Raw genomic sequence first — 24,021 nt, 5'->3', positions numbered from 1 at the left:
TAATCATTTAATATCACAACGTATTTCATAATATCAGACATCTAAGGAGAGTGCAACAGTTTTTTTGAAATTAAAGCGGGAGGGACGGACCTCCAACGGAAACATTATTGTAAACCGTAATGACCATTTGGAGGTCCGTCCCTCTTCCCCTATTAGCGATTCGCTTCTTTTGTGATGTGGGCGATGAATTCGTCAAGGGAAATGGTTTCGGATTTCTGCTCTCCGTATTTACGGACGTTGACGGCCGTTTCCTTGATTTCATTGTCTCCCACTACAAGCATGTAAGGGACTTTGCTCATTTGTGCTTCACGGATCTTATAGCCGATTTTTTCATTACGGTCATCAATATCGACACGAAGCCCTTCAGCCTGAAGCTTTTCTTTCACTTCTTTCGCGTAGTCGAAGTGGACATCCGGAGAAACCGGGATCACTTGAACCTGCGTTGGAGCAAGCCATGTCGGGAAAGCTCCTTTATATTCCTCGATCAGGAAGGCCACAAAGCGTTCCATAGTGGATACGACTCCGCGGTGGATAACGACAGGACGGTGCTGCTTCCCGTCTTCCCCTACGTATGTTAAGTCAAAACGCTCTGGAAGTAAGAAGTCCAATTGAACAGTGGATAACGTTTCTTCCTTACCAAGGGCCGTTTTCACTTGAACATCCAGTTTAGGGCCGTAGAATGCCGCTTCCCCTTCTGCTTCGAAGTACTCGACATCCAGTTCGTCCATCGCTTCCTTGATCATGCCTTGAGCACGGTTCCACATCTCATCATCATCAAAGTACTTCTCCGTATCTTCAGGATCACGATAAGAAAGACGGAAAGAATAATCATTCAGATCAAAGTCTTTGTACACTTCCTGAACAAGGCGTACGACGCGCTTGAATTCTTCCTTGATTTGATCCGGGCGCACGAAGATATGGGCATCATTCAGAGTCATCCCGCGTACACGCTGAAGTCCTGACAGGGCACCTGATAATTCATAACGGTGCATCGTACCAAGCTCGGCGATACGAATCGGAAGCTCACGGTAGCTGTGGATACCGTTTTTGTAAATCATCATATGATGAGGACAGTTCATCGGGCGGAGAACAAGATCTTCATTATCCATTTCCATGACCGGGAACATGTTTTCCTGATAGTGATCCCAGTGACCGCTTGTTTTGTACAATTCCACGCTCCCCATGATAGGTGTATAGACGTGGTCGTAACCGAGACGCTCTTCTTTATCGACGATATAACGCTCGATGATGCGGCGGATCGTCGCACCTTTAGGCAGCCACATCGGCAAGCCTTGTCCCACTTTTTGTGAGTTCATGAATAAATTCAATTCTTTACCGATTTTACGGTGATCACGCTCTTTCGCTTCTTCTAAAAGACGAAGGTGCTCTGCAAGGTCTTCCTTCTTGAAGAAAGCCGTACCGTAAATCCGTTGTAGCATTTTATTATCACTGTTTCCACGCCAGTATGCGCCGGCAATGCTTAACAGCTTGAATTCCTTGATTTTATTTGTTGACGGGATGTGGACCCCACGGCAAAGGTCGAAGAATTCACCTTGCTCGTAAATGGAAACCTGTTCCCCTTCAGGAATGGCTTCAAGCAGTTCAAGCTTGTACTCATCCCCGATTTCCTCATACATTTTCTGCGCTTCATCGCGGCTTACTTCTTTACGGACCACTTCAAGATTTTCACCTGTGATCTTCTTCATTTCCTTCTCGATCTCAGGAAGATCTTCCGGAGTGAAGGTATGCTCTGAATCGATATCGTAATAGAATCCGCCTTCAATGACCGGACCGATCCCAAGCTTCGTTTCAGGGTATAAACGTTTGATGGCCTGTGCCATTAAATGGGCCGTACTGTGACGAAGGACTTCAAGGGCATCTGCTGAAGGAGCCGTCACAATTTCAATCGCCCCATCTTCCTGAATCCCTGTACGAAGGTCAATCATTCCACCATTTATTTTTCCAGCGAGCGCCTTCTTCTTCAGTCCCGGACTGATGGACGCAGCAATCTCTTCTGTCGTCGTTCCTTTAGGAAACTCCTTGACATTTCCATCCGGGAACTGCATTTTCACTACTTGTGACATGTGATTTCACTCCTTAAAATATCTTTATGAAACATAAAAAAACCCCGCCCCTTCACGTTTGAAGGGACGAGGTTAATAAGTAAACTCGTGGTTCCACCCAACTTCTCATTGTCTTAGTTTAAAGACAATGACTTCATTGAAAACGAATAACGACATTTAGCCGTCAATCATTATTATGAACCGAATAAGGTCCCGTTCATGATTGAAGTTCCGAGGTGGTAAATATCACTACCGAATTAGGAAGCTTGCAGCCCTGTGACTTCCCTCTCTGTGAATGAATAGAAATATTGTTGTCCTCATCATAACCTTTATTTATTGACTTATTATGTAGGTATTATAATCGGTTATGTTTTGAAAAGCAAGTCTATTCATTCGCTATATCCCACGAAGGATAAAGAAGTGTATCGGGGAAATAACTCAGCGGCAGGAGATCGATCCGTTCTTCAAAAATATTCTGAAGTGTCCTGATCAATTGATGATCACTATTTCCATAGACAAGTATCTTCTCAGGGGCAAGGGACAATAACGGGGCAATCGTGAATGAATCAACGTACAAAGGGTGATTGGTGAGCAGCCGTTTATCGATTGCTTTCGTCAGCTCCTGCCGGGTCACTTCTTTCATGTCTTCATCAAAGAAACGAAAGCCATAGCCCGTCGAATAAAGATGGACCGTGCGCATTTTCTGTTCCCTTGATGAGAGATATTCCCTCAGCATATGCACGAACATCTGATATTCCTGCTCCATCTTATATTCGTCTATGGCCAGATCCAGCATCAGCAAGAGTCTCTCCTGAAGCTTCTTCAGTCTGAACTTGCTGAAGGAGTCGAATGATATGGGGGCCTTCCCTTCCATCAGCAGCTCAAGGCCCGCATGTACATATGCAGCCTCGTCCCATTCACCCACCAGCTCCATCAGCTCAGGCCGCTCCCCCATCCTCATCTCTGATACGATTTCTAATATTTGATTGATCTCATCACTATCTTCATACAGGTAATTTTCTCTCAGGGCTGATTCGGACCAGTCCATGCATTTATCATTCATGACGAATTTGGAAACCCCGTTGAAAAGCTTTTCCCGCTCCTTGAAGAAGGGGGAAACCTCTATCGTCAGATTATAGTGAGTTGTATGTTGAAAGAGCGTTTCATGAAACCATGATTGGATGAACTCTTTATTAAGGTATTCTTGAAGCTTAACCGCATCATTTTTTTGCTTGAAAATAAATTCAATCAAACTTTCTCGCCTCCTTAAACCCAATTCCCTGATTTATATATATGGGAGGCATGTATAAATTAGAAGTTGATGAGGGAAATTCTTTTGGGTGATCAAAAAAAGAAAGGGAACCGCACGCGATTCCCTCTCCATCAAACTATTCTCTTCTATTTTTCCCGTCAATCAACACAGGCTTAGATAAATATTTAATCCGCTCCATGATCCTCGCAGCCTTCAGTTTTTCTTCTTCCCCGCGCTGACTGTACGTTAAATGGTGGGTCAGTTCATTGAAGTTGAAGTTGGAGGTGAAGAATGTCGGCAAGTTTTCAAGCATCCGGTACTGGAGGATGGTGCCAAGAATTTCATCCCTTCCCCAGCTCGACATGGTTTCCGCTCCGATGTCATCAAGCATGAGGATCGGCGCTGACTTGACCATCTCAAGCTTTTCATTCACCGTATTATCACCGAGTGATTGTTTGATCTCCCTGAAAAACTCGGGAACGTATACGATAAGGGATCCGATTCTTTTCTCAGCGAGTTCATTGGCCATGGCACCTAACAGATAGGACTTGCCCACTCCGAACTTCCCGTAAAAATAAAGACCTTTCATTTTGCTCCCTTCTGTATACGTCTCCACGAAATTCTTCGCAAGGCGCACTGCTTCCAGACGGCTCTTCGAATCAAGATCGAGGGTCTGGAAGGAGGCCTGTAAAATATCCTTTGGTACGTAAAGACTTTTGATCAGACGCTGGGCACTCGTTCTTTCATCATGGATGACCTTCCGTGGGCAGCGATGATAATCGATGTCGATCGTATTCCCCCTGATTACCAAATGAGGATCATACCCTTCCATCATATTCTTGCATTCCTGCAAAGAAGGGCAGTAACGGCATTCCTTGCTTTGAGAGATGTACTCATACAGCTTCATCAGGCTTTCATTGACCATTTCACCAGTTACCCGTCCTTCATTCCTGCGGATAAAATCTTTTACATCATTATTTTCTAAAATCTCTTTTTTCATTTGTTCATATCGCTGTTGAAACGACCCGGAAGTCGCAAGCCTCTTTAAGGTATTATTGATTCTCTCCATCGTTTTGTTCACCTACTTCCGAAAATTTTTAAGCTCTTCTTCGAGTTTTTTCTTTTCTGCTTCGAAGTCGTATCCTTCCACAGTGGTTTCGGATTCTTCCGATGATTCGTCTTCCTTGAACCATTCCGGAAGCTTCTCGGTACGGATCGGTTTTCTCCGCCTGTTCGTTTTGGTATCCTTCTTGCCTTCAGCCCACTCAAGATACTGCTTGTGTTCCTTTTTCGCGAGATCTATCGCTTCACTTGCCGACGTCACTTTTTTCCTGGACCAGTGTGATGCAATTTTCTCCATATAACCCTTCGTGAGCTTCATGTCTGTTTTTAACAACACATATTGGATCAGTACATTCATGACGCCAATCGGCAGCTTCTGCGACATGAGGACTTCCTCTACAGCTTGCAGATCAGCTTTTGAGGGGGATCCGCCATTGGATATATCCGATAATACGTCCTTTGGTGAGGTCGTTTCCAGGTAGTCGATGAGCTCTTCCTCCTGGGAAAGTGGTTTATCCCGTTCTACAGGCTTCTTCGTTTCCACTCTGGTCGTCAAATCAGGCAGTTGATCACCTGTTTGCATACCATACCAGTCACGGGCCGTTTTACGCAGCAATTCGATATCGATCGTATCATCCGCATCCAATGAGCTTAAGACGATATTCTTCATTTGAAGAGGATCGATCCCGTACAGATAGCTCAGCTTCAATACCGTTTCCTTCACTTTCGGCGTAAAGGCTTTGCGCGGGACCATGGATTCCGATAACCCGGCTAGCAGCAGCGAAAAATCAAAATCGATTTCGTCCAGTGCAAGTCCATCATTCTTACCGTATTTCATATATTGTTCACCTGACCCGGTTTCCGAATCCACATTCGCATCATGGTGGAGAAAATTAATCGGTTCAGACGTGAAAACATCTTGGAATGATCGGGTAATGGCTGTGTACTGACTTTTATCAGCTGACACATCCGTAAAAAATTTCTTCAAACGCAAATAATGGGTCCGGCCGATCTTACGGTACAAATACACATTCAGCATACCATCATGAAAGAATTCCTGAGGGGAGAGGGGGGGCTGCAGTTCATAAAGAAAACGGCGGTCTTCATCATCCCTTTTTTCATAAACCTTCAACAATCCGATCCCTTCAAGCTTCATCCTTGCTTCGTAGACGTCCTGAAGATTGACGGACAGGACGTTCATCAAGTGATAATGGGTCGAATCCGTCGACCAGAGCCGATTTTCCTCCACTTCCCCCCATAAACTCATATAGAGGCTGTAGCAAATGGAACCGATTAAAGGCTGGTATAGAAACGTAATGATTTTCCGGTCATATTCCTGAAGCATTCCATGTGTCCCTACCGTGTAGTGATCGATCGGCTGTATTTCATTCCAATGCTTCTTCATCATAGTTGGATTCTACCTTTCAATAAATAAAGAGAAAAGAGCCAAAGAATTCCATCTTCAGCTCATTCTTCTACTCTTTTTTTATTAATTCTTTTAATTCGTCTATAAATACATTAATATCCTTAAATTGTCGATATACGGATGCAAAACGGACATATGCCACTTCATCAACTTTCGCAAGGTGATCCATGACCATCTCACCGATCTTCACAGATTCTACTTCAGAAGCCCCTTGATTCCGCAGGTCTTTTTCAATATCTGTTGAGATCTTTTCTAATCTCTCAAGAGGTACCGGCCGCTTCTCACAAGCCTTGATCAGTCCCCTCAAAATCTTTTCTCGACTAAACTCTTCTCTTACCCCTTCTTTTTTCACCACAATTAAAGGAAGCTCTTCAACCTTCTCAAAGGTCGTGAAGCGAAACGTACATTCTTCACATTCTCTTCTTCTCCTGATGGAACGTCCTTCATCAGCAGGTCGTGAGTCCACCACTCGTGTACCATTATGCTGGCAAGACGGGCATTTCATAATATCAGCTCCGTAATTACATACTATTACCTTCATCATATAAAAAAGCTGTCACTTACACAAGCTTCTATAGGATTTAGCGTTATTTCACCTTTTTTAATTCGCTATCAAGCTGGTGATAATAATGGTTGATTTGCGCTTTTAAAACGGTATATGTACCAAAGATCTTCCCTTTATCCGCACTGACCTTGAAATCGACTGCCGTTTCAAGCGGCCGCACGGTAATGACCGTGGCAACGATAAATAATTGAGGCGTGCCGTTTTTCCGGACCGTAATTTCCCCTCTGTCCTTGGACTGGGAGATCACGTCATATTCTGACGATGAGAATAACCCCAGTACTGCATTAAATGCACCTTGATGCATGGATTTATAATAGCGTGATTGCAGTTCCTTATCTTCATGCTGATCGGACGTTTCACACTCCGATTGAAATCGCTTTAACAGGGTACGTATTCCACTCATATCAAGTTCCTCCCTTTAGTTACCCTTATTTTACACGAAAAGGCACGATTGAAAAACCCATAAGTGCACGTCGGAACGCGCGAAAAAAAAGAAGAGATGCATGAATCACGCATCTCTTCTGAGTTATTATCGATTAAAGGGCTTGAGCCTGGGACTTCTTCACTTGTACAGGACCCATTCCACGCGGCAATTCAATTGTTTCGCGTGTGTCAGCACCAAGAGCATCTGCAATATATTCAGCTGCGATATTAGGATCTAAATCACCGCAAGTATATACATCAATACTGGCATAACCATGTTCAGGAAAACTGTGGATCGTTAAGTGTGATTCTGAGATAATCACTACTCCACTAACACCTTGAGGCGCAAACTTATGAAAAGCTACCTCACGCACTTCTGCACCTGACTTAAGCGCAGCATCTACGAATGTTTTCTCAATTCCTACTACATCGTTTAATTTTTCAAAATCGCAACCCCATAATTCTGAGATTACATGACGACCCATTGTTTCCATTTTCGTATTTCCCCCTTTGACATAATTTTTTTCGTCAAAATGAACGTATCCTTTGGCAAAATCTTAACTACCACGGGGGAAAGTTAGTCCGAAGAGGTCCTAACCCTTTAAGTAGTTAAATCAGTATTCATTTGCTAATAAGAAGTTCACGAAAAATAGTATACTTTGTTTAAAACTCTTTTGCAATAAATTTTTATAAAGTTTTTTATATGGGTAGGTTATCTGATTTGGCTATGGTGTAAAAACCATGACCGTTCCTTTCCGCTGCAGGCACTTGCTTTCCGCGGGGCTGGCGGTGAGCCCCTCGAGGTCATAAGCTAAATGGCCCAAGAAGGCAAAAGAACGCCTTCTTAGTCCATTCATCTTATGCTTGTCGGGGCTGAGCGAGCCGCCTCCGCATTTCGAACTGTCCCGCTATTCCCGCAGGAGTCGTGTGCCTTCCGCTTCATTCCACTCTGTGGTACTACACTAGCTTTACATTTTTACAGATAGTGGAAATCAACTCTTTTTAAAACTTACAAACAGACATTACACGATAGCCTCTAGATTCCTTCATTTTTAAGAAAACTTACTCTGTCCATTTATAAAAAGAAAAGAACGCACCTGAAAAAGGTACGTTCTAAGGTTTTGCTTTATGATTTATGTTGGTTCTTTCAAACGTTGACTTCTTGTTTGGCGTTCAATTTGCTGGCGACGAATTTTGCCAGGTCGACGACGCGGCATGAGTAGCCCCATTCGTTGTCGTACCAGGCAAGGACTTTCACTTTTCGGTTGCCCATGACCATGGTGGACAAGCCGTCGATGATGGCAGAATGAGGGTTCGTATTAAAATCGATTGAGACCAGTGGTTCTGTCGTATATTCCAGGACTCCGTGCAGGGAACCAAGGGATGCCGTGACGAATGCTTCGTTGATTTCTTCAACGGTTACGTCCCTTTTCACATCCACGACCAGATCCACTAATGAAACGTTCGGAGTCGGTACGCGCAGCGCCATGCCATGAAGCTTCCCGTTTAATTGAGGAAGTACTAATGATAATGCTTTCGCAGCACCCGTTGTCGTCGGGATGATCGATTGTCCGCATGCTCTTGCTCTTCTTAGATCTTTATGTGGATTGTCGATATTTTTCTGATCATTCGTGTAAGCATGCACGGTCGTCATGAGACCGTTTTCAATTCCGAACTGCTCATCCAGCACTTTCGCTACAGGAGCCAGACAGTTCGTCGTGCAGGAAGCATTCGAGATAACGCTGTGTTCTTCTATATTTAATGCGCTTTCATTTACGCCCATCACAATGGTAACGTCTTCATTTTTACCAGGGGCCGTCAGGATGACTTTTTTCGCTCCCGCTTCCAAGTGAAGGCTCGCTTTATCTTTTGAATTGAATTTCCCCGTCGCTTCGATGACGATATCGATGTTCAGTTCATTCCAAGGTAACGCTTTAGGATCACGATTGCTTAATAGTAGGACACGTTTTCCGTTGACGATGAGTGCATGATCTTCCACCACTACATCTGCCTGGAATGTACCATGATTTGTGTCATACTTTATTAAATGGGCTAATGTTTCAGCCGGGTAGCTTGCGTTAATGGCTACAACCTCTAAGTTTTCCTCTAATATTGCTTTTCTGAAAACCATTCTTCCAATACGTCCAAAACCATTGATTGCAATTTTCGCCTTCATAAATCCGGCTCCCCTCTATATTAATGTTATACTTATATGTTTATTTGCTAAAAATAGTATAACATATTTAGAGAATTAGTTAATAAGTATTTTGCGGATTTTAAATGTTTTATTATTCTGACAAATAGGCTTATTGTATGTATATTTTTGTGGTTTGGAAACATACTTGATTTGTAACCATCCCTAACATTTCATGTCATGAATGTTAATTATAAATGGGACTGGGTGTGAATAATCGACCGTTCCTTTTCGCTCCAGGCACTTCCTTTCCGCGGGGAGGAAGTGCCTTCCGCTCCAATCCACTCTTTATTTCTATCAAAGGTCAACATGTAAGAAGATTAAACAACAGTTAATTTCTTTTTAGGTATAGGATCATTGAAAGAAAGATTTAATATTCATTAATACATATATTACAACATTAAAAAACCGACAAGGGTTTCTTGTCGGTCATTTGTGATGTTATGGGTGCAGGTCCCATTCTGTTAATAGGGATTCAAGCTGCTGTTTTGTTTCACTCAGGGTTCCGTTGTTGTCGATGACTGCGTCGGCGAGGTTGACTTTGTCTTTTAGTGGGAATTGGGACGCGATCCTCGCTTCTGCATCTTCACGTTTTAAGTGATTGCGTTCCATTAAGCGTGATAGCTGGGTTTTTTCGTTTACGTAAACGAGGAGGGTACGTTCTACCATCCACGTGAGGTCGCTTTCGAATAGCAAGGGAATATCCATGAATATGGTGTTCTTGCCGGATGCGATAGCTTCGTCTTTATGCTGGAGCATCATGCTTCTGACGGCAGGGTGCACGATGCTGTTCAGCACGTTCCTTTTCTCTTCAGAGTTGAAGATGATTTGACCGAGTTTTTCGCGATTGATGGTCGCGTCGTTTTCGTGGAGGATGCCTTCACCAAATTCTTCGACTATCGCAAGATATGCAGGCTGCCCCACCTCGACCACCATACGGGCTGCGAGGTCTGCGTCGATTATAGTATATCCTTTTTCATGTAACATGGTTGAGATTGTACTTTTACCACTTGCAATTCCACCTGTTAATCCTATAATACGTGCCATGATCGTGTCCTTTCCAATACTCGCCGGGCACTAGAACCTCAGGATCCCGATCAGGATGAGCAGAACGCCCGGAAGAAATGAAACGCGGTGAATCCAGCGCAGGTGAGAGAAGAATTCCCCCATCTTTAATCCGGAAAATAAGAACGCAAAGCTCATCATAAAAATCGCCAGGGTCAGTAGTAGTGGCGAGAAATGTAATAATGCGGCACCGATTCCGGCACCAAAGGCATCCAGTGACAAGGCGATTCCAAGCATGAATGCCTCGATTCCGGTAATCGTGCCCGATTTATCAAAGTCCGCCGTGAGCGGTCTTCTTAATATTTGAATCACTAAACCTATGGATTTAATTTCAAAATTGATCAATGTTTTTTCATGTGACAGTACCGTTTCTTTTTGCGGCCTGAAGAACTGATAAAGAACGGCTGCGCCAATCACGACAAGGATCAGTCCGCCGATTCTTCCTGCCCAGACCGGGGTGATGATGGACCCGATGGTTTGACCGAGTAACATCGCAAGCAATAAAGAGCTCGCTGAACAGATCGATATGATGCTGATTGATTTTGTAGGGATTTTCACTTTTCGCAATCCATAAGTTAAACCGGTACTAAAACTATCGAGACTTACAGCGAACGCCAGCAGTAATAAGGAGATTGTTTCACTCATCTAATAGCCCCCCCGAAAATCATTACAATACTATATGGTAAGGGCTTATCAAATGTTAAACGTTCTTTCTACCGCTGACAGCGAGGGCAATAATGGGTCCCCCGCCCAGCCGTTACTTTCTTCTCGATGGCTGTACCGCAGTTCCGGCACGGCTCTTCTTTCCTGCTGTAAACATAAAGGTTCTGTTGGAACATTCCCATCTGTCCCTGAGAATTCACGTAAGACCGGATCGTGCTGCCACCCATTTCCACCGCTTCTGTCAACGTGTGGATGATTTCACTGTGGAGCCGTTCGATTTCTTCCTGTGACAGGGACTTTGATTTCCGGTCGGGATGTATGCCTGCACGGAATAGAGCTTCATCTACATAGATATTTCCAAGGCCCACCAACACCGTTTGATCCAATAAGGTGGCCTTCACGATTCTCTCCGTCCTGCTGAGCTTTTCAGCCAGATAGTCTGGTGTAAACTCCGATAGAAACGGCTCCGGCCCCAACTGAAGGAGGGGAAGGTGGAGTAGTTCTTCCCCCTTCTTAAACAGATGCATCGTTCCAAACTTCCGGACATCACGGTATCTGAGTTCCGTTCCATCCGTAAAGTGGAAGATAACATGGGTGTGTTTTTCAATGGGATTCCCCTGTTCAGCCAGATTATACTTCCCTTCCATTCTTAAATGGGAAACGAGGGCAACATCATCACAATAGAAGATCAAGAACTTCCCTCTTCTTCTCATTTCATGAATTTCCTGACCTCTCAAGCTATGGATGAATTCATCCGTTTCAAGTGGATTCTTGATCATTTTTGGCCAAAACACACTGACATCCTTTATTTTCTTCCCTGATACAAGAAGCTCCAATGTCCTTCTGACCGTTTCTACTTCAGGCAGCTCTGGCATGAGGCCACCTCCTTCTTCATAAAACTACTTCGCGTCATACCATGTTTGTCCGTAAGAGTAATCAACCTTTAATGGAACTTCGAGCTCCATTGCGTTTTCCATCACTTCAGGAACAATTTTCTTCAATGTTTCGATTTCATCCTCAGGAGCTTCGAAGATCAATTCATCGTGCACCTGTAAGAGCATCCGTGTTTGAAGTTTCTCTTCCTTTAAACGGGCCGCCATATCGATCATAGCTTTCTTGATGATATCTGCTGCACTTCCCTGGATCGGTGTGTTCATCGCTGTACGTTCTGCAAAGCTCCGTAAATTGAAATTACGGCTTGTGATTTCAGGAAGGTAACGGCGTCGGTTCATTAGTGTTGTCACATACCCCTTCTGTTTCGCATCCTGTACGATATCATCCATATATTCTTTCACGCCGGGGAAGCTTTCTAAGTACTTCTTAATGAATTCCCCTGCTTCTTTTCGTGTTATATCAAGGCTTTGTGACAGTCCGTAGTCACTGATTCCATACACGATCCCGAAGTTAACGGCTTTCGCATGCCTTCTCATATTGGACGTGACCTCGCCCTTCTCCACTCCAAAGACGTCCATGGCCGTTTTCGTATGGATGTCCATATCATTACGGAAGGCTTCCACCAATTTCTCATCCCCCGCTATATGGGCGAGTACCCGAAGTTCGATCTGGGAATAATCGGCTGCGAACATGACCCATCCCTTTTCAGAAGGAATGAACGCCTGACGGATCTTCCTGCCTTCTTCAAGGCGGATCGGAATGTTTTGCAGGTTCGGATCCGTTGAGCTTAGCCGGCCTGTTTGGGTAAGGGCCTGGTTGAACCGCGTATGGATCTTGCTTGAATCTTTATGAACGACCTTCAATAACCCTTCCAGATAAGTGGATTGCAGCTTTCCTAACTGACGGTAATGAAGGATATGGTCAATGATTTCATGCTTGGACTGCAGTTTTTCCAATACGTCAGCAGAAGTGGAGTAACCAGTCTTCGTTTTCTTCACAACCGGTAGACCCAGTTTTTCAAAAAGGATCACGCCGAGCTGCTTCGGTGAATTGATGTTGAAACTCTCCCCTGCCAGTTCATGAATGTTCTTTTCCAATTCTTCCAGTCGGAGGGCAAGCTCTTCCTTCATGGTCATCAAACGTTCCTGATCCACTTTTACACCGGTGAATTCCATCTCGGCCAGGATAAGGGCAAGAGGCAATTCCAGATTCATGTATAAATCATAGAGATCATTTTCTTCCAGCTCTTTTATGCATGTGTCCTTCAAGTCTTGAAGGATGAAGGCCTTTCTTGCCAGATGCTCGGATAATACGTCCGTGGAAGGGACTTTCTGCTTGGCCCCTTTTCCATACACCGCTTCATCCGATTCGATGGATGGCTGACCATGCCCTTTCGCAATGGAGGCAAAGTCTTCACTCGATTCAGAAGGATTGATGATATAAGACGCAAGCAGCAGGTCAAATTCGATCCCCTTGATGTCGATCCCTTGGCGTTTCAGGGCAACGACGGTCTCTTTCGAGTTGTAGACGTTCTTCGACTTCGATTCGTCTTCTGCCCATTTTTTAAAGGCTTCTGAATTCAATGCCGTTTCAAGGGTAAAGAAAATCGTCCCATTATCATTATGAAGACTCATGCCGATGACTTTACCAAGATGATAATTCTCTTCAAGCATTTCGATGTATAGGTAGCTCTCACTTGAAAGCTGCTCTTCTGTAATGGTTTCCACCACTTCATAGGAGATATCGTCCAGCTCCTGGGGCTCCTCTTGAACGGATTCACCCATTTTCTCAAGAAGGGAGTTGAATCCAAGGTCCCGATACACTTCCTTCAGTTTCACTTCATCCCATCCATCATAATTCAGTTCTTCAACCGTGACTTCGATGGGAGCTTCTCTCAGAATCGTTGCCAGTTCTTTACTCATGATCGCCTGATCTTTATTTTCTTCAAGCTTCTCTTTCAGTTTCTTACCGCTCACTTTGTCGATCGACTCCAGAAGTTTTTCAAGGGAATCGAATTCCTTCAAGAGCTTAATCGCCGTTTTCTCACCGACACCGGGTACACCAGGGATATTATCAGAGCTGTCCCCCATCAAGCCTTTCATATCAATGATCCGGTCAGGGGTGATCTCCCATTTTTCTTTAATGTGCTGGGGTGTATACACCTCGATATCCGTGATTCCTTTTCTCGTGATGCACACCGTGGTATCTTTGGAACTCAACTGGGTTAAATCCTTATCCCCTGAATACACTTTCACTTCGAACCCGTCGGACTCAGCCTGAAGGGAGAGGGTTCCGATAATATCGTCCGCTTCATAGTTTTCTTTTTCATACCGTTTGATCCCGTAAGCATCCAACAGTTCCCGAATATAAGGGAATTGCTCGGACAACTCAGGCGGGGTCTTCTGCCTGCCGCCTTTGTATTCCGTGAATGTCTTATGACGGAAAGTCGTTTTTCCCGCATCAAAGGCCACCAGGATATGAGACGGCTTTTCATCTTCTAATATTTTCTGCAGCATGGTGGTAAAGCCGTACACTGCATTTGTATGTACACCCTTGTCGTTATTCAATAAAGGCAGGGCAAAGAATGCACGGTAAGCAATACTGTTACCGTCAATCAGGACTAATTTTTTGGACATATAAGTACCTCCTGTAAAGGCTTCTGTTTCTATATAGTCATTCTATCATGTTGAGGAATGAAAGGAAAAACGGGGACCTTATCCAAGAAAAAAACTCTCGGAAATCAGGTAAACTACCCATCCCAAGAGTTTCTTCACGTTATTCCGTATACCCCATCAACAGCCGTGCATACGGTGAATCCGATGGTAAAATGATGACGGTTTTATCATCCACGGTTTTCTTATAGGTTTCGAGCGTTTTATAAAGGTCATAGAAGCTCGGATCCTTCGAGAAGGATTTGTTATAAATTTGCGCCGCTTCTGATTCTCCTTCCGCCCGGATTACATTGGCTTCGGCACCGGCTTTTGCAAGCAGCTCTTTTACTTCACGATCGGTCTCAGCTGTCACCCTTTGTTTCTCGGCATCCCCCATGGACAGGTATTCCTGTGCTTTGGAGTCACGTTCCGAGATCATACGGGTATAGACGGAGTTTTCATTCGCTTCAGGAAGATCCGTCCGCTTCATGCGAACATCCTGAACGACGATTCCATAATTGTCCCGCTGCAACAGCTCATTCACCTTGTCTGTCACTTTATCGTTTAAGCTTCCTCTTGAAGACTTCTCATCATTGATGATTTCATCATATTCCAATCGACCAAGCTCTGAGCGGACAACGGAATAGATGAATTCTTCCATCTTTGTCTCTGCATTGATCACCGTTCTGGCATTTTTGATCATTTTAAGAGGGTCTTCAATGCGCCACACGGCATAATTGTCGATGAGCATCCGCTTTTTATCTTTCGTATTGATCTCTGCTTCTGTCACGTCATACGTCATTTGATGCTTCGGTAAGGTAGTGACGGATTGGATGAAGGGGATCTTATATTTCATACCCGGTTCCTTATCGATTCGTACCACTTCCCCAAATTGACGGACGACTTTGTATTCTCCTTCTTTGACAATGAAGAGACTCGTAAACAGGATAAGGAGGACAGCGATGAGAATCACGAAAAAGATACCTAATTTCGTATAACGTTTCCACTCGATCGGTTCTTTTTTCTTTGTGTTGATATCAAATACGTTTTGATCACTCATTCTCATCACTTCCTTCCTGTTTCGCCGGAGGAGTCTGATTCTCCATTTGACGGATCGGGAAATATTTCAATGTGTCCCCGCTGTCTTTCATAATGTAGATTTCTGCATTCGGCAGGACATTTTCAAGTGTTTCCAACACGAGACGCTTTCTTGTAATCTCGGGATTTGACTTATACTCATTGTACAATTTATCAAATACCGCTACATCTCCACGCGCCTGCTCCACACGTGCAATTTTATCCCCTTTGGCTCTTGATATGATGGCATCCTTTTCACCCTGGGCTTCGTTAGTCCGCTGATTTCGGTATTTCTTGGCTTCATTGATTTTCGTATTCATCGTTTCCCTTGCATCCGTTACGGCTGTAAACGCCGAGCGGACCTCTGCATTCGGCAACTCAACATCCTGCAGCTTCACCGCAAGAATGGAGATTCCAATATCGTAATCATCGATCAACTCAGTCAATAAATCCCTTACATCTGCCTCGATTTCGGCTTTTCCTGACGTTAAGGCATCATCGATCAAGGAGCTTCCGATAATGCTTCTTAACGAAGATGAAGTTGCATCGTACAGGATTTCTTTAGGATTATCCGAGTTGAATAAATAACCTTCAGGATCCGTGATTTTCCACTGAACCACAAGATCAGCCAGCACAATGTACTCATCCCCCGTGATCATCTTTGTTTCTTTTGGAAAGTCCTTGATTTTCCCGTCTTTTTCTTCATATCCAAATTGAAGACTGAAGGTTTCTTTCGACAAGACTTCCACTGACTGTACCGGCCACGGCACCTTGAAATGCAGTCCAGGCTCGACAACCGGTTCGCCTGCATCCCCGAACGTCAACACCAGTGCCTGTTCTGATTCGTCGACGGTATACCACGATGTCAGTAGGACAACAATTAAAATAATGGCTGTGAGCACCATTCCTGCAAGAGTATAAACACGCTTCAAGCTCATATGCACCCTCCCTTTTCCATCTCTATATCTTATTTTCTGCTTACTAAGATATACGGGCGTAAGACAAAAAGGTTTCAAGAATATTAAGAGAAGATGACAAGAGATAATAAGAAAGCGCTTTCATAATTTAATAGCGAAAAGACGAGAACGGGGTTGGTTCTCGTCTTTTCGTAACACCTTGGATGAAGGGGTTTCACTTAGTATCGTACCACCCCATTGTTAATTGAATTTAAAGCTATTGTAAAAACAATGTAAATAAGGTGAAAAACGACTAAGGTTTTCCTTGATTTCCACGGTGAGCGATGGATGAAGATCGTTTATTCAATGTGACAGTGAAAGTCGTTCCTTTATCCGGTTCGCTTTCCACTTCAATATCACCTTCATGAGCTTCAATGATGTGCTTGACAATGGCCAAGCCCAAACCGGTTCCACCTGAATTGCGACTTCTCGCTTTATCCACCCGGTAAAAACGTTCAAAGATGCGGGGGAGCTCTTCCTGGCTGATTCCCATTCCGTTATCCTTTACTTGTACATAGACCATATCCTGATCTTCCTTTACCGTGACCGACACATTTCCGCCTTTTGGAGTATACACGATCGCATTGCTGATCAGGTTGATGAAGACCTGCTTTAACCGGTATGAATCCACATCTGCCATTCCCCTTGATTTGAAATCGGCTTGAAGTGAAATGTCCTTCGGCTTCGCTTTTTCTTTTAAAATAGGGATCACATCTTCTATCAGCCCTGCCACTTCAACCTCTTCAATAAATAGCTGGAATCCCTGCTTCTCTATTTTAGACAACTCCAGCAAATCCTGAATGAGGGATTGCAGCCTGTCACTTTCTTTTAGAATGATGTCTAAAAAAGATTTCAGCGTTTCAGGCTCCTGCATTGCTCCGTCCAATAGTGTTTCTGAGAATCCTTTGATCGAGGTGATTGGCGTTTTTAATTCGTGTGACACGTTCGCCACAAAATCTTTACGCATCTGTTCAAGCTTTTTTAGCTCCGTTATGTCATGGAATACGACGACGATCCCTTTCCACACGTCATTGTTGCCGATAATAGGTGCACCATACACTTCATAGTGCTTTCGATCAAGCTTGTACGGAAGGAGAATCTGCTTTCGCAATCGCTCCTCCGTCATAAAGATTTCCTCTACGAGCTTATTCACTTCCGAATAGTGAATCACCTCATGATACCGTACTTTTTTCAGTTGGCTTTCCTCCAGGTTAAAGAATTCCCTGAACGTCCTGTTCGTTAAGACGACAAAACCCCGGTGATCGATCAATAGGAGAGCACTCCCCATATTTTCAATCAAAGTCGTTAAGCGGTCTTGCTGCATTTCCTGGGCATTCACCATTTCCTGAAGGTTTCTCGCCAGAATATTGATGGAAGTACTGAGCATACTCGTTTCATCCAGACGATCCTCGTATGTCCTCGCACGGTAATTCCCCTTGGCAAGCTCCATGGCCACATTGGTCGCTGATTCGATGGGCTTTGTGTATCTCACCGTAATCCGTGAACCCAGGATGATGATGAGGACCAGGGCAAGGCCCAATGAAACGGATAAGACAAACCAGATTTGCTGGTTCCCTTTTTGCAAGGCTTCTACTTCCGTGCCCATAATGAGAAGACCCATCATTTCATCATTGGTATTTTTTAATGGATACCAATAATATCGGTATTCATTTCCCGACGTGACAAGTTTTTTATGCTTCTCTTTCACATCCCAGTTCTTTTGGATTTCCTGTACGATCCTCTTTTGCTGGGGACCGACCAGTGAATCAGACGTGTCCGTGTCGTGGACCACATCACCGGCCTTGTCAAGTACCGTAATCCGGACATCCAGTATGTCGCTCAATTCTTTAATCATATCGGGATTGATTTCTTTCGGTGCTCCGTTTTCTTCAATGGAGCTCGCCAGTAACCTGGCCTCCTTTTGAATCCTGGAGTTAAAGGTATCTAAATAGAAGTTCTTGAAAATCTGGCCCAAAAGCAGACCCAGCCCTATTAAGACAGCGATGATCAGAGTAATTAGAGCAAATAGGAGCTTTGTTCTAAATTTGGTCATCGATTTTTAGGCTCCTCCAATTTATACCCGAGACCACGGATGGTTTTGATATAAATAGGTTTTTTCGTATTGGATTCGATCTTTTCACGCAGATGGCTGATATGCACATCCACGATTCTCGTATCTCCGGCAAAATCATAGTTCCATACAGCACTCAGTAGCTGATCTCTTGTCAGAACTCTTCCTTTATTATCCGTCAAATATAATAAAAGCTCGAATTCCTTCGGTGTCAGTTCTAGTAATTCCCCCTGAAAATACGCCTCATATTGTTCAGGATACACCTTTAGTTCCCCGACTTCCTTATAATCGGTAGGTTCCTCGGCAGCCGCTTCTGCCGTTTCCCGAATGGCCTGGCTGCGTCTCAGGATCGCCTTCACCCTCGCAACCACTTCACGGGGGCTGAACGGCTTTGTCATATAGTCGTCAGCTCCAAGCTCCAAGCCTAGGACTTTATCAAATTCATCATCCTTAGCCGTTAACATCAGAATCGGGATATTGATTTTTCGCTGACGCAGTTCTTTGCATACCTCGATGCCATCCATGGACGGAAGCATCAGGTCAAGGACGATCAGGTCCGGGGACTGTTCAATCGCCAGGTCCCTTCCCTCTGCTCCGTCATGTGCCGTTGTCACCGAATATCCGGATTGCTCCAGATTGTACTTCAAGAGTGTTGCAATGGACTGTTCATCGTCGACTACCAAGATTTTTTTGCTCATTTGTTGTGCCTCCATACCAAAGAAAATTAACCCCAACATCCAAACTGTTTATGTAATTGTATCCTCATTATAATATAATTCTCGGGGCTTACCATCATTTAGAGAGATTTAATCCTTTTTAGTTTTTCATTTTACTTATTTATAGGATGCACTTCGATCATTTTCTTTATCATTTTTCATGCATAAAAAAAAAGAGCTATGTGTCATAGCTCCTTCCCGGCATTAGAAGTTTTCCAATGCATGACTATTCATTTTTTCCAGGCGGTGAGGCGGGCAAACTTTGATGGTTCCGTTAATCACCTTTTCATCTTCCTCGTTCGTGGCCGATACCTGGATGGTAACCAGATGATTATGTGGATTTACTTCTGTCACTTCAAAAAGGAATTGAACCGTTGCGTAATGATAGACCGGTTTTGGAAATTCAATGGTTTGCTCCACGATATGGGAGCCCGGCCCCGGCAGATATTTGGATACGGCCGATGTAATGATCCCCGTCAGCATGATTGATGGAACGATCGGCTTTTTAAACGGCGTTTGTGACGCATAGTCGTGCTGGATATATAATGGATTGGCATCATTTGTGAGCCCAAGGTATAGAAGAAGTTCATTGTCTTCAATTTTTTCTGTGAGGGTCAGTTTTTCACCGACCGTCATTTCGTCGATTTTCCTTCCCAGTTTTCTCTTTTTCCCTAATAACATAAGAAGCACCTCCAAGTATGTAAACGATTACAATTTTAAATAATAAAAATTGTTTTTATTGTCTGTCTATTAGTATTTTATCATTTTTAGGGTTACCATACAAAGAATTTTTACGCGTGGGTGTGGGAAATTCATGTTCTCTGAATGGCTGATATTTTTTTGTGAAATTATACGGAGCATGTGCTGGTTGATTTCCGCTGCAGGTGCTCGCTTTCCGCGGGGCTGGCGGTGAGCCTCCTCGGCTGCAAGTGGTGTCCTACCTTGTCCAGCTACGGCGGCTAGCCCCTCGAGGTCATAAGCTAAATGGTCCATGAAGGCAAAAAACGCCTTCCCGGCTCATTCATCTTATGCTTGTCGGGGCTGAGCAAGCCGCCTCCGCTTTTCGTTGTTCCCCGCAGGAGTCGAACACCTTCCGCTTCAATCAACTATCGGGGCATATGTTTATACTACTTCAAAATCTATTATAATCTAGTCCCCTTCTAATAATCCTAAAATAAACGCAGTCTTAAATAGAGTTAAAACAATAAAAAAACTGACCCCCGTAATGGAAGTCAGTTTTTAGTTATGTCGTTAAGCCAATGAAGCCATGACGTTTTTAACTGCGTCAGCTGAATTGGATAGTGCTGCTTTTTCGTCTTCTGTGAGTTCGAGTTCGATGATTTTCTCGAGGCCGTTTCCACCTAGGATGGTTGGGACGCCGAGGTAGATGCCTTCGAATCCGTATTCGCCTTCGAGGTAGGCGATGGCCGGGATGACGCGTCGCTGGTCTTTAAGGATGGCTTCGACCATTTGGACGAGGGAAGCGGCCGGGGCGTAGTAGGCACTTCCGTTCCCGAGTAGCCCGACAATTTCGCCTCCGCCTTTACGGGTGCGCTCAACGATTGAGTCCAGGCGTTCTTTAGGGATCAATGTCTCCAGAGGGATTCCTCCAGCGTATGAGTAACGAATAAGAGGAACCATGTCATCACCATGACCACCCAGGACGAAGCCTGTTATATCCTTTACGGACAGGTTTAATTCCTGTGCGACAAACGTCCGGAAGCGGGCTGTATCCAGGACTCCTGATTGACCGATCACTCTCTCTTTCGGGAAACCGGATTCCTTGAACACTGTATAGGTCATGGCATCCACGGGATTGGTCAGGACGATGATGTAACAGTCAGGTGAATGCTTCACGATTTGCTGAGTCACTGATTTCATGACCTTTTGATTGGTCTGAACCAGATCATCACGGCTCATACCTGGTTTACGGGCAATCCCTGCAGTGATGACAACGATATCTGAACCCTTAGTATCTTCATAATTGGACGTACCGATGATGGTTGAATCAAACCCCTGTACAGGACTTGCCTCAAGCATATCCAGTGCTTTCCCTTTCGTTGGATCCTCGTTTTGCGGAATATCAACCAATACAACATCTCCAAGCTCTTTCTGGGCGAGCATCAATGCCGTTGTCGCCCCGGTGAAACCCCCACCGATCACAGATACTTTTCTACGTTTAATTGCCATCATGATTCCTCCTATTCGTCTCATTATGTAAAGGAAGGAGTGCTCCTATACGAAGCACCCCAACCTTATGTCTAATTATTATGCTTCCATGTTATCGATTAACGCAGAACCGAACTCAGAGCATTTCACTTCTGTCGCTCCATCCATCAGACGGGCGAAGTCATATGTTACCACTTTAGAAGCGATTGTTTTTTCCATTGATTTTGTGATCAGGTTAGCAGCTTCTGTCCAACCAAGGTGTTCAAGCATAAGTACACCTGAAAGGATGACAGATGAAGGATTCACTTTATCCATACCTGCATATTTAGGAGCCGTTCCGTGAGTTGCCTCAAAGATCGCATGTCCTGATTCGTAGTTGATATTTGCTCCAGGAGCAATACCGATTCCACCTACTTGAGCAGCCAGTGCATCAGAGATGTAATCCCCGTTTAAGTTCATTGTTGCGACAACATCGAACTCAGCAGGACGAGTAAGGATTTGTTGTAAGAAGATATCAGCGATTGAATCTTTCACGATAATCTTACCAGCTGCTTCAGCATCAGATTGAGCTTTGTTCGCTGCTTCCAATCCGTCAGCATCTTTGATCTTGTCATATTGAGCCCAAGTGAATACTTTATCGCCGAATTCTTTCTCAGCAAGCTCGTAACCCCAGTTTTTGAAAGCTCCTTCAGTGAACTTCATGATGTTCCCTTTGTGAACAAGCGTTACTGATTTACGGCCTTCTGTGATCGCGTAATTGATCGCTGCACGCACAAGACGATTTGTCCCTTCTTCAGAAACAGGCTTGATTCCGATACCGGATGTTTCTGGGAAACGGATTTTGTTAGCACCCATTTCATCTTGAAGGAAAGTGATTAATTTTTTCACTTCATCAGAACCTTTTGCGTACTCAATACCTGCATAGATATCCTCAGTGTTTTCACGGAAGATGACCATGTCAGTGTCTTCAGGGCGCTTAACCGGTGAAGGAACACCTTCGAAGTAGCGTACTGGACGCAGGCATGTGAAAAGATCCAATTCCTGGCGGAGCGCAACGTTCAATGAACGGATTCCGCCGCCGACAGGAGTCGTAAGTGGACCTTTGATCGCGATGAAGTATTCACGGATTGCTTCAAGCGTATCGTTTGGAAGCCATTCGCCTGTTTTGTTGAATGCCTTTTCCCCAGCATATACTTCTTTCCATGAAATCTTGCGTTCGCCTTTGTATGCTTTCTCTACAGAAGCATCCAGGACGCGCTTCGCTGATGCCCAAATATCTGGACCCGTTCCGTCACCTTCAATGAATGGGACGATTGGATTGTTAGGCACATTAAGTTGGCCATTCTCGTTTGTAATTTTTTCACCTTGTGTCATTATGTAACCTCCATTTTTTCATTATCAAAGGGGATGACCCATTTGTTAAGCATGTTGAGTCATTCCCCTTCTCTTATTATTACACCAATATTTTTACTGTTTGTAAATATTGATGATTAACCTCTTTGATCAACAGGTACATATTCCTGCTTGCCAGGCCCTACATAATCAGCACGAGGGCGGATCAGGCGGTTGTTGGAATATTGTTCAAGGATATGTGCCAACCAGCCGGATACACGGCTTACTGCAAAGATCGGCGTGAATAGATCATGATCGATGCCTAAGCTGTGGTAGACAGATGCTGAGTAGAAATCAACATTTGGCGGTAGACCTTTATTTGATGTGAATACATCTTCAACCTTAACGGACATTTCGTAGTATTTACTTTGTCCCGTTAATTCAGTTAATTTCTTGGACATTTCTTTCAGATGCTTGGCACGTGGATCTCCCTGACGATAAACGCGGTGACCGAAGCCCATGATTTTTTCTTTCTTCTCTAATTTATCGAGGATGTACTCTTCTGCTTTATCAACAGAACCAATTTCAGTAAGCATCTTCATAACCTGCTCATTTGCCCCACCGTGAAGCGGTCCTTTTAAGGCACCGATCGCAGCGGTAACACCTGAATAGACGTCAGATAGAGTCGCAACGCACACACGTGCTGTGAACGTGGAAGCGTTTAACTCATGGTCCGCATGAAGGACAAGTGCTTTATTGAATGCTTCGACTTCAACAGGCTCAGGATCTTTCCCTGTCAGCATGTATAGGAAGTTAGCTGCAAAACCTAAATCCTGGCGTGGTGCAATCGGTTCCTGACCGTTGCGGATACGTGCAAAGCTCGTGACGATCGTCGGGATCTTCGCTTGAAGGCGAACGGCTTTCAGATAGTTTTCCTTCTCTTCCATCACGTCTGCTTTATCATCATACAATCCAAGTAGGGATACAGCTGAACGTAAAGCGGCCATTGGGTGGACTTCCTTGATGTTGTACATCTTGAAATGCTCGATGACTTCCTTAGGCAATTCAGCGTTAGCTGCTAACAGCTCTGTAAATTCCTTAAGTTCTGATGCATTAGGCAGTTTCAGATGCCATAATAGGTAAATTACCTCTTCGAAGCTTGCATTATTTGCTAAATCATCAATGTTGTAGCCAACATATGTAAGGGTATCGTCAATGATCGAACTGATGGACGATGTCGTCGCTACAACTCCTTCTAATCCGCGAGTTGCTGTCATAATAACCTCTCCTTTAGTTATATATTTCTCTTTTACCCATTTTCATATGAGTATAAAACCCTACAGAACGATCTATCAAGTCTAGTAGGCTTGTTTAAAAAGAACGTAAAAAAACGCTGAGCGATTGCTCAATTCCTATACAAAAAATGATTCCCGGCTCTTCCT

20 protein-coding genes and 1 other annotated feature are annotated in these 24,021 nt (G+C 44.1%); all 20 genes read right to left on the bottom strand.

Annotated elements, in window-relative coordinates; translation table 11 throughout:
• Positions 1–152: 152 nt before the first annotated feature.
• The gene (gene thrS / locus ACSQ2E_RS07180; RefSeq protein WP_435989924.1) at positions 153–2,084 is read right to left on the bottom strand and encodes a threonine--tRNA ligase; all 1,932 of its coding nucleotides are present in this window, start codon (positions 2,082–2,084) and stop codon (positions 153–155) included.
• A 59-nt stretch (positions 2,085–2,143) separates the two neighbouring features.
• Positions 2,144–2,396 (bottom strand) — a binding site (T-box leader).
• Between the two features lie 52 nt (positions 2,397–2,448).
• On the bottom strand, positions 2,449–3,315 hold the full coding sequence (locus tag ACSQ2E_RS07175; RefSeq protein ID WP_435989923.1) for a putative sporulation protein YtxC: 867 nt from the start codon (positions 3,313–3,315) through the stop codon (positions 2,449–2,451).
• Positions 3,316–3,451: 136 nt separating this feature from the next.
• Entirely contained in the window at positions 3,452–4,384 is a 933-nt protein-coding gene (gene dnaI / locus ACSQ2E_RS07170) for a primosomal protein DnaI (protein ID WP_435989922.1), read from the bottom strand.
• Between the two features lie 12 nt (positions 4,385–4,396).
• Positions 4,397–5,785 (bottom strand): replication initiation and membrane attachment family protein, encoded by a 1,389-nt coding sequence (locus tag ACSQ2E_RS07165; RefSeq protein WP_435989921.1) that lies wholly within the window; start codon positions 5,783–5,785, stop codon positions 4,397–4,399.
• Between the two features lie 67 nt (positions 5,786–5,852).
• Positions 5,853–6,308, bottom strand: a complete 456-nt coding sequence (nrdR, locus tag ACSQ2E_RS07160; protein WP_034757001.1) for a transcriptional regulator NrdR — start codon at positions 6,306–6,308, stop codon at positions 5,853–5,855.
• 82 nt (positions 6,309–6,390) lie between these two features.
• The gene (locus ACSQ2E_RS07155) at positions 6,391–6,771 is read right to left on the bottom strand and encodes a cytosolic protein (RefSeq protein WP_435989920.1); all 381 of its coding nucleotides are present in this window, start codon (positions 6,769–6,771) and stop codon (positions 6,391–6,393) included.
• 133 nt (positions 6,772–6,904) lie between these two features.
• A complete protein-coding gene (gene speD, locus ACSQ2E_RS07150; protein WP_034756998.1) occupies positions 6,905–7,285 on the bottom strand; it encodes an adenosylmethionine decarboxylase in 381 nt (126 codons plus the stop codon).
• A 653-nt stretch (positions 7,286–7,938) separates the two neighbouring features.
• Positions 7,939–8,967, bottom strand: a complete 1,029-nt coding sequence (locus ACSQ2E_RS07145) for a glyceraldehyde-3-phosphate dehydrogenase (protein ID WP_435989919.1) — start codon at positions 8,965–8,967, stop codon at positions 7,939–7,941.
• Between the two features lie 459 nt (positions 8,968–9,426).
• Positions 9,427–10,032 carry a dephospho-CoA kinase gene (coaE, locus tag ACSQ2E_RS07140; protein WP_435989918.1) on the bottom strand — a complete coding sequence of 202 codons (606 nt, stop codon included), beginning with the start codon at positions 10,030–10,032 and terminating at the stop codon, positions 9,427–9,429.
• A gap of 30 nt (positions 10,033–10,062) precedes the next feature.
• Positions 10,063–10,695 (bottom strand): sporulation membrane protein YtaF, encoded by a 633-nt coding sequence (ytaF, locus tag ACSQ2E_RS07135; RefSeq protein WP_435989917.1) that lies wholly within the window; start codon positions 10,693–10,695, stop codon positions 10,063–10,065.
• 68 nt (positions 10,696–10,763) lie between these two features.
• Positions 10,764–11,588 carry a DNA-formamidopyrimidine glycosylase gene (mutM, locus tag ACSQ2E_RS07130; protein ID WP_435989916.1) on the bottom strand — a complete coding sequence of 275 codons (825 nt, stop codon included), beginning with the start codon at positions 11,586–11,588 and terminating at the stop codon, positions 10,764–10,766.
• A 24-nt stretch (positions 11,589–11,612) separates the two neighbouring features.
• Positions 11,613–14,243 carry a DNA polymerase I gene (polA, locus tag ACSQ2E_RS07125; RefSeq protein ID WP_435989915.1) on the bottom strand — a complete coding sequence of 877 codons (2,631 nt, stop codon included), beginning with the start codon at positions 14,241–14,243 and terminating at the stop codon, positions 11,613–11,615.
• A gap of 139 nt (positions 14,244–14,382) precedes the next feature.
• Positions 14,383–15,318, bottom strand: a complete 936-nt coding sequence (gene hflC / locus ACSQ2E_RS07120) for a protease modulator HflC (protein ID WP_435989914.1) — start codon at positions 15,316–15,318, stop codon at positions 14,383–14,385.
• On the bottom strand, positions 15,311–16,273 hold the full coding sequence (gene hflK / locus ACSQ2E_RS07115) for an FtsH protease activity modulator HflK (protein ID WP_435989913.1): 963 nt from the start codon (positions 16,271–16,273) through the stop codon (positions 15,311–15,313). The genes hflC and hflK overlap by 8 nt, the downstream gene beginning before the upstream one ends.
• Before the next feature lie 271 nt (positions 16,274–16,544).
• Positions 16,545–18,344: a two-component system histidine kinase PnpS gene (gene pnpS, locus ACSQ2E_RS07110; protein ID WP_435989912.1), complete on the bottom strand. Its 1,800-nt coding sequence runs from the start codon at positions 18,342–18,344 to the stop codon at positions 16,545–16,547.
• Positions 18,341–19,060, bottom strand: coding sequence for a response regulator transcription factor (locus tag ACSQ2E_RS07105; RefSeq protein WP_435989911.1), 720 nt, complete (start codon positions 19,058–19,060; stop codon positions 18,341–18,343). Before ACSQ2E_RS07105 ends, pnpS begins: the two co-directional genes overlap by 4 nt.
• 222 nt (positions 19,061–19,282) lie before the next feature.
• Positions 19,283–19,759, bottom strand: coding sequence for a MaoC family dehydratase (locus ACSQ2E_RS07100; RefSeq protein WP_060671058.1), 477 nt, complete (start codon positions 19,757–19,759; stop codon positions 19,283–19,285).
• 570 nt (positions 19,760–20,329) lie between these two features.
• Complete coding sequence (mdh, locus tag ACSQ2E_RS07095; protein WP_435989910.1) at positions 20,330–21,268, bottom strand: malate dehydrogenase; 939 nt, start codon at positions 21,266–21,268, stop codon at positions 20,330–20,332.
• A gap of 78 nt (positions 21,269–21,346) precedes the next feature.
• A complete protein-coding gene (gene icd, locus ACSQ2E_RS07090; RefSeq protein WP_435989909.1) occupies positions 21,347–22,621 on the bottom strand; it encodes an NADP-dependent isocitrate dehydrogenase in 1,275 nt (424 codons plus the stop codon).
• Positions 22,622–22,737: 116 nt separating this feature from the next.
• Positions 22,738–23,856, bottom strand: coding sequence for a citrate synthase (gene citZ / locus ACSQ2E_RS07085; protein ID WP_435989908.1), 1,119 nt, complete (start codon positions 23,854–23,856; stop codon positions 22,738–22,740).
• Positions 23,857–24,021 lie beyond the last annotated feature (165 nt).

The sequence above is a fragment of the Rossellomorea sp. LjRoot5 genome (assembly GCF_964253455.1).
In the GTDB taxonomy this organism is placed as follows: Bacteria; Bacillota; Bacilli; order Bacillales; family Bacillaceae_B; genus Rossellomorea.
Note: the sequence above shows the minus strand (reverse complement) of the source record. Positions and strands in the feature narration are given on the sequence as shown.

What these genes read in the sequence shown, in the direction of transcription:
- mutM (WP_435989916.1), bottom strand. Translation starts at nt 11,588, where the DNA reads ATGCCAGAGCTGCCTGAAGTAGAAACGGTCAGAAGGACATTGGAGCTT.
- speD (WP_034756998.1), bottom strand. Translation starts at nt 7,285, where the DNA reads ATGGAAACAATGGGTCGTCATGTAATCTCAGAATTATGGGGTTGCGAT.
- dnaI (WP_435989922.1), bottom strand. Translation starts at nt 4,384, where the DNA reads ATGGAGAGAATCAATAATACCTTAAAGAGGCTTGCGACTTCCGGGTCG.
- ACSQ2E_RS07105 (WP_435989911.1), bottom strand. Translation starts at nt 19,060, where the DNA reads ATGAGCAAAAAAATCTTGGTAGTCGACGATGAACAGTCCATTGCAACA.
- hflC (WP_435989914.1), bottom strand. Translation starts at nt 15,318, where the DNA reads ATGAGTGATCAAAACGTATTTGATATCAACACAAAGAAAAAAGAACCG.
- nrdR (WP_034757001.1), bottom strand. Translation starts at nt 6,308, where the DNA reads ATGAAATGCCCGTCTTGCCAGCATAATGGTACACGAGTGGTGGACTCA.
- polA (WP_435989915.1), bottom strand. Translation starts at nt 14,243, where the DNA reads ATGTCCAAAAAATTAGTCCTGATTGACGGTAACAGTATTGCTTACCGT.
- coaE (WP_435989918.1), bottom strand. Translation starts at nt 10,032, where the DNA reads ATGGCACGTATTATAGGATTAACAGGTGGAATTGCAAGTGGTAAAAGT.
- ytaF (WP_435989917.1), bottom strand. Translation starts at nt 10,695, where the DNA reads ATGAGTGAAACAATCTCCTTATTACTGCTGGCGTTCGCTGTAAGTCTC.
- mdh (WP_435989910.1), bottom strand. Translation starts at nt 21,268, where the DNA reads ATGGCAATTAAACGTAGAAAAGTATCTGTGATCGGTGGGGGTTTCACC.
- ACSQ2E_RS07100 (WP_060671058.1), bottom strand. Translation starts at nt 19,759, where the DNA reads ATGTTATTAGGGAAAAAGAGAAAACTGGGAAGGAAAATCGACGAAATG.
- ACSQ2E_RS07145 (WP_435989919.1), bottom strand. Translation starts at nt 8,967, where the DNA reads ATGAAGGCGAAAATTGCAATCAATGGTTTTGGACGTATTGGAAGAATG.
- hflK (WP_435989913.1), bottom strand. Translation starts at nt 16,273, where the DNA reads ATGAGCTTGAAGCGTGTTTATACTCTTGCAGGAATGGTGCTCACAGCC.
- icd (WP_435989909.1), bottom strand. Translation starts at nt 22,621, where the DNA reads ATGACACAAGGTGAAAAAATTACAAACGAGAATGGCCAACTTAATGTG.
- pnpS (WP_435989912.1), bottom strand. Translation starts at nt 18,344, where the DNA reads ATGACCAAATTTAGAACAAAGCTCCTATTTGCTCTAATTACTCTGATC.
- ACSQ2E_RS07165 (WP_435989921.1), bottom strand. Translation starts at nt 5,785, where the DNA reads ATGATGAAGAAGCATTGGAATGAAATACAGCCGATCGATCACTACACG.
- ACSQ2E_RS07155 (WP_435989920.1), bottom strand. Translation starts at nt 6,771, where the DNA reads ATGAGTGGAATACGTACCCTGTTAAAGCGATTTCAATCGGAGTGTGAA.
- citZ (WP_435989908.1), bottom strand. Translation starts at nt 23,856, where the DNA reads ATGACAGCAACTCGCGGATTAGAAGGAGTTGTAGCGACGACATCGTCC.
- thrS (WP_435989924.1), bottom strand. Translation starts at nt 2,084, where the DNA reads ATGTCACAAGTAGTGAAAATGCAGTTCCCGGATGGAAATGTCAAGGAG.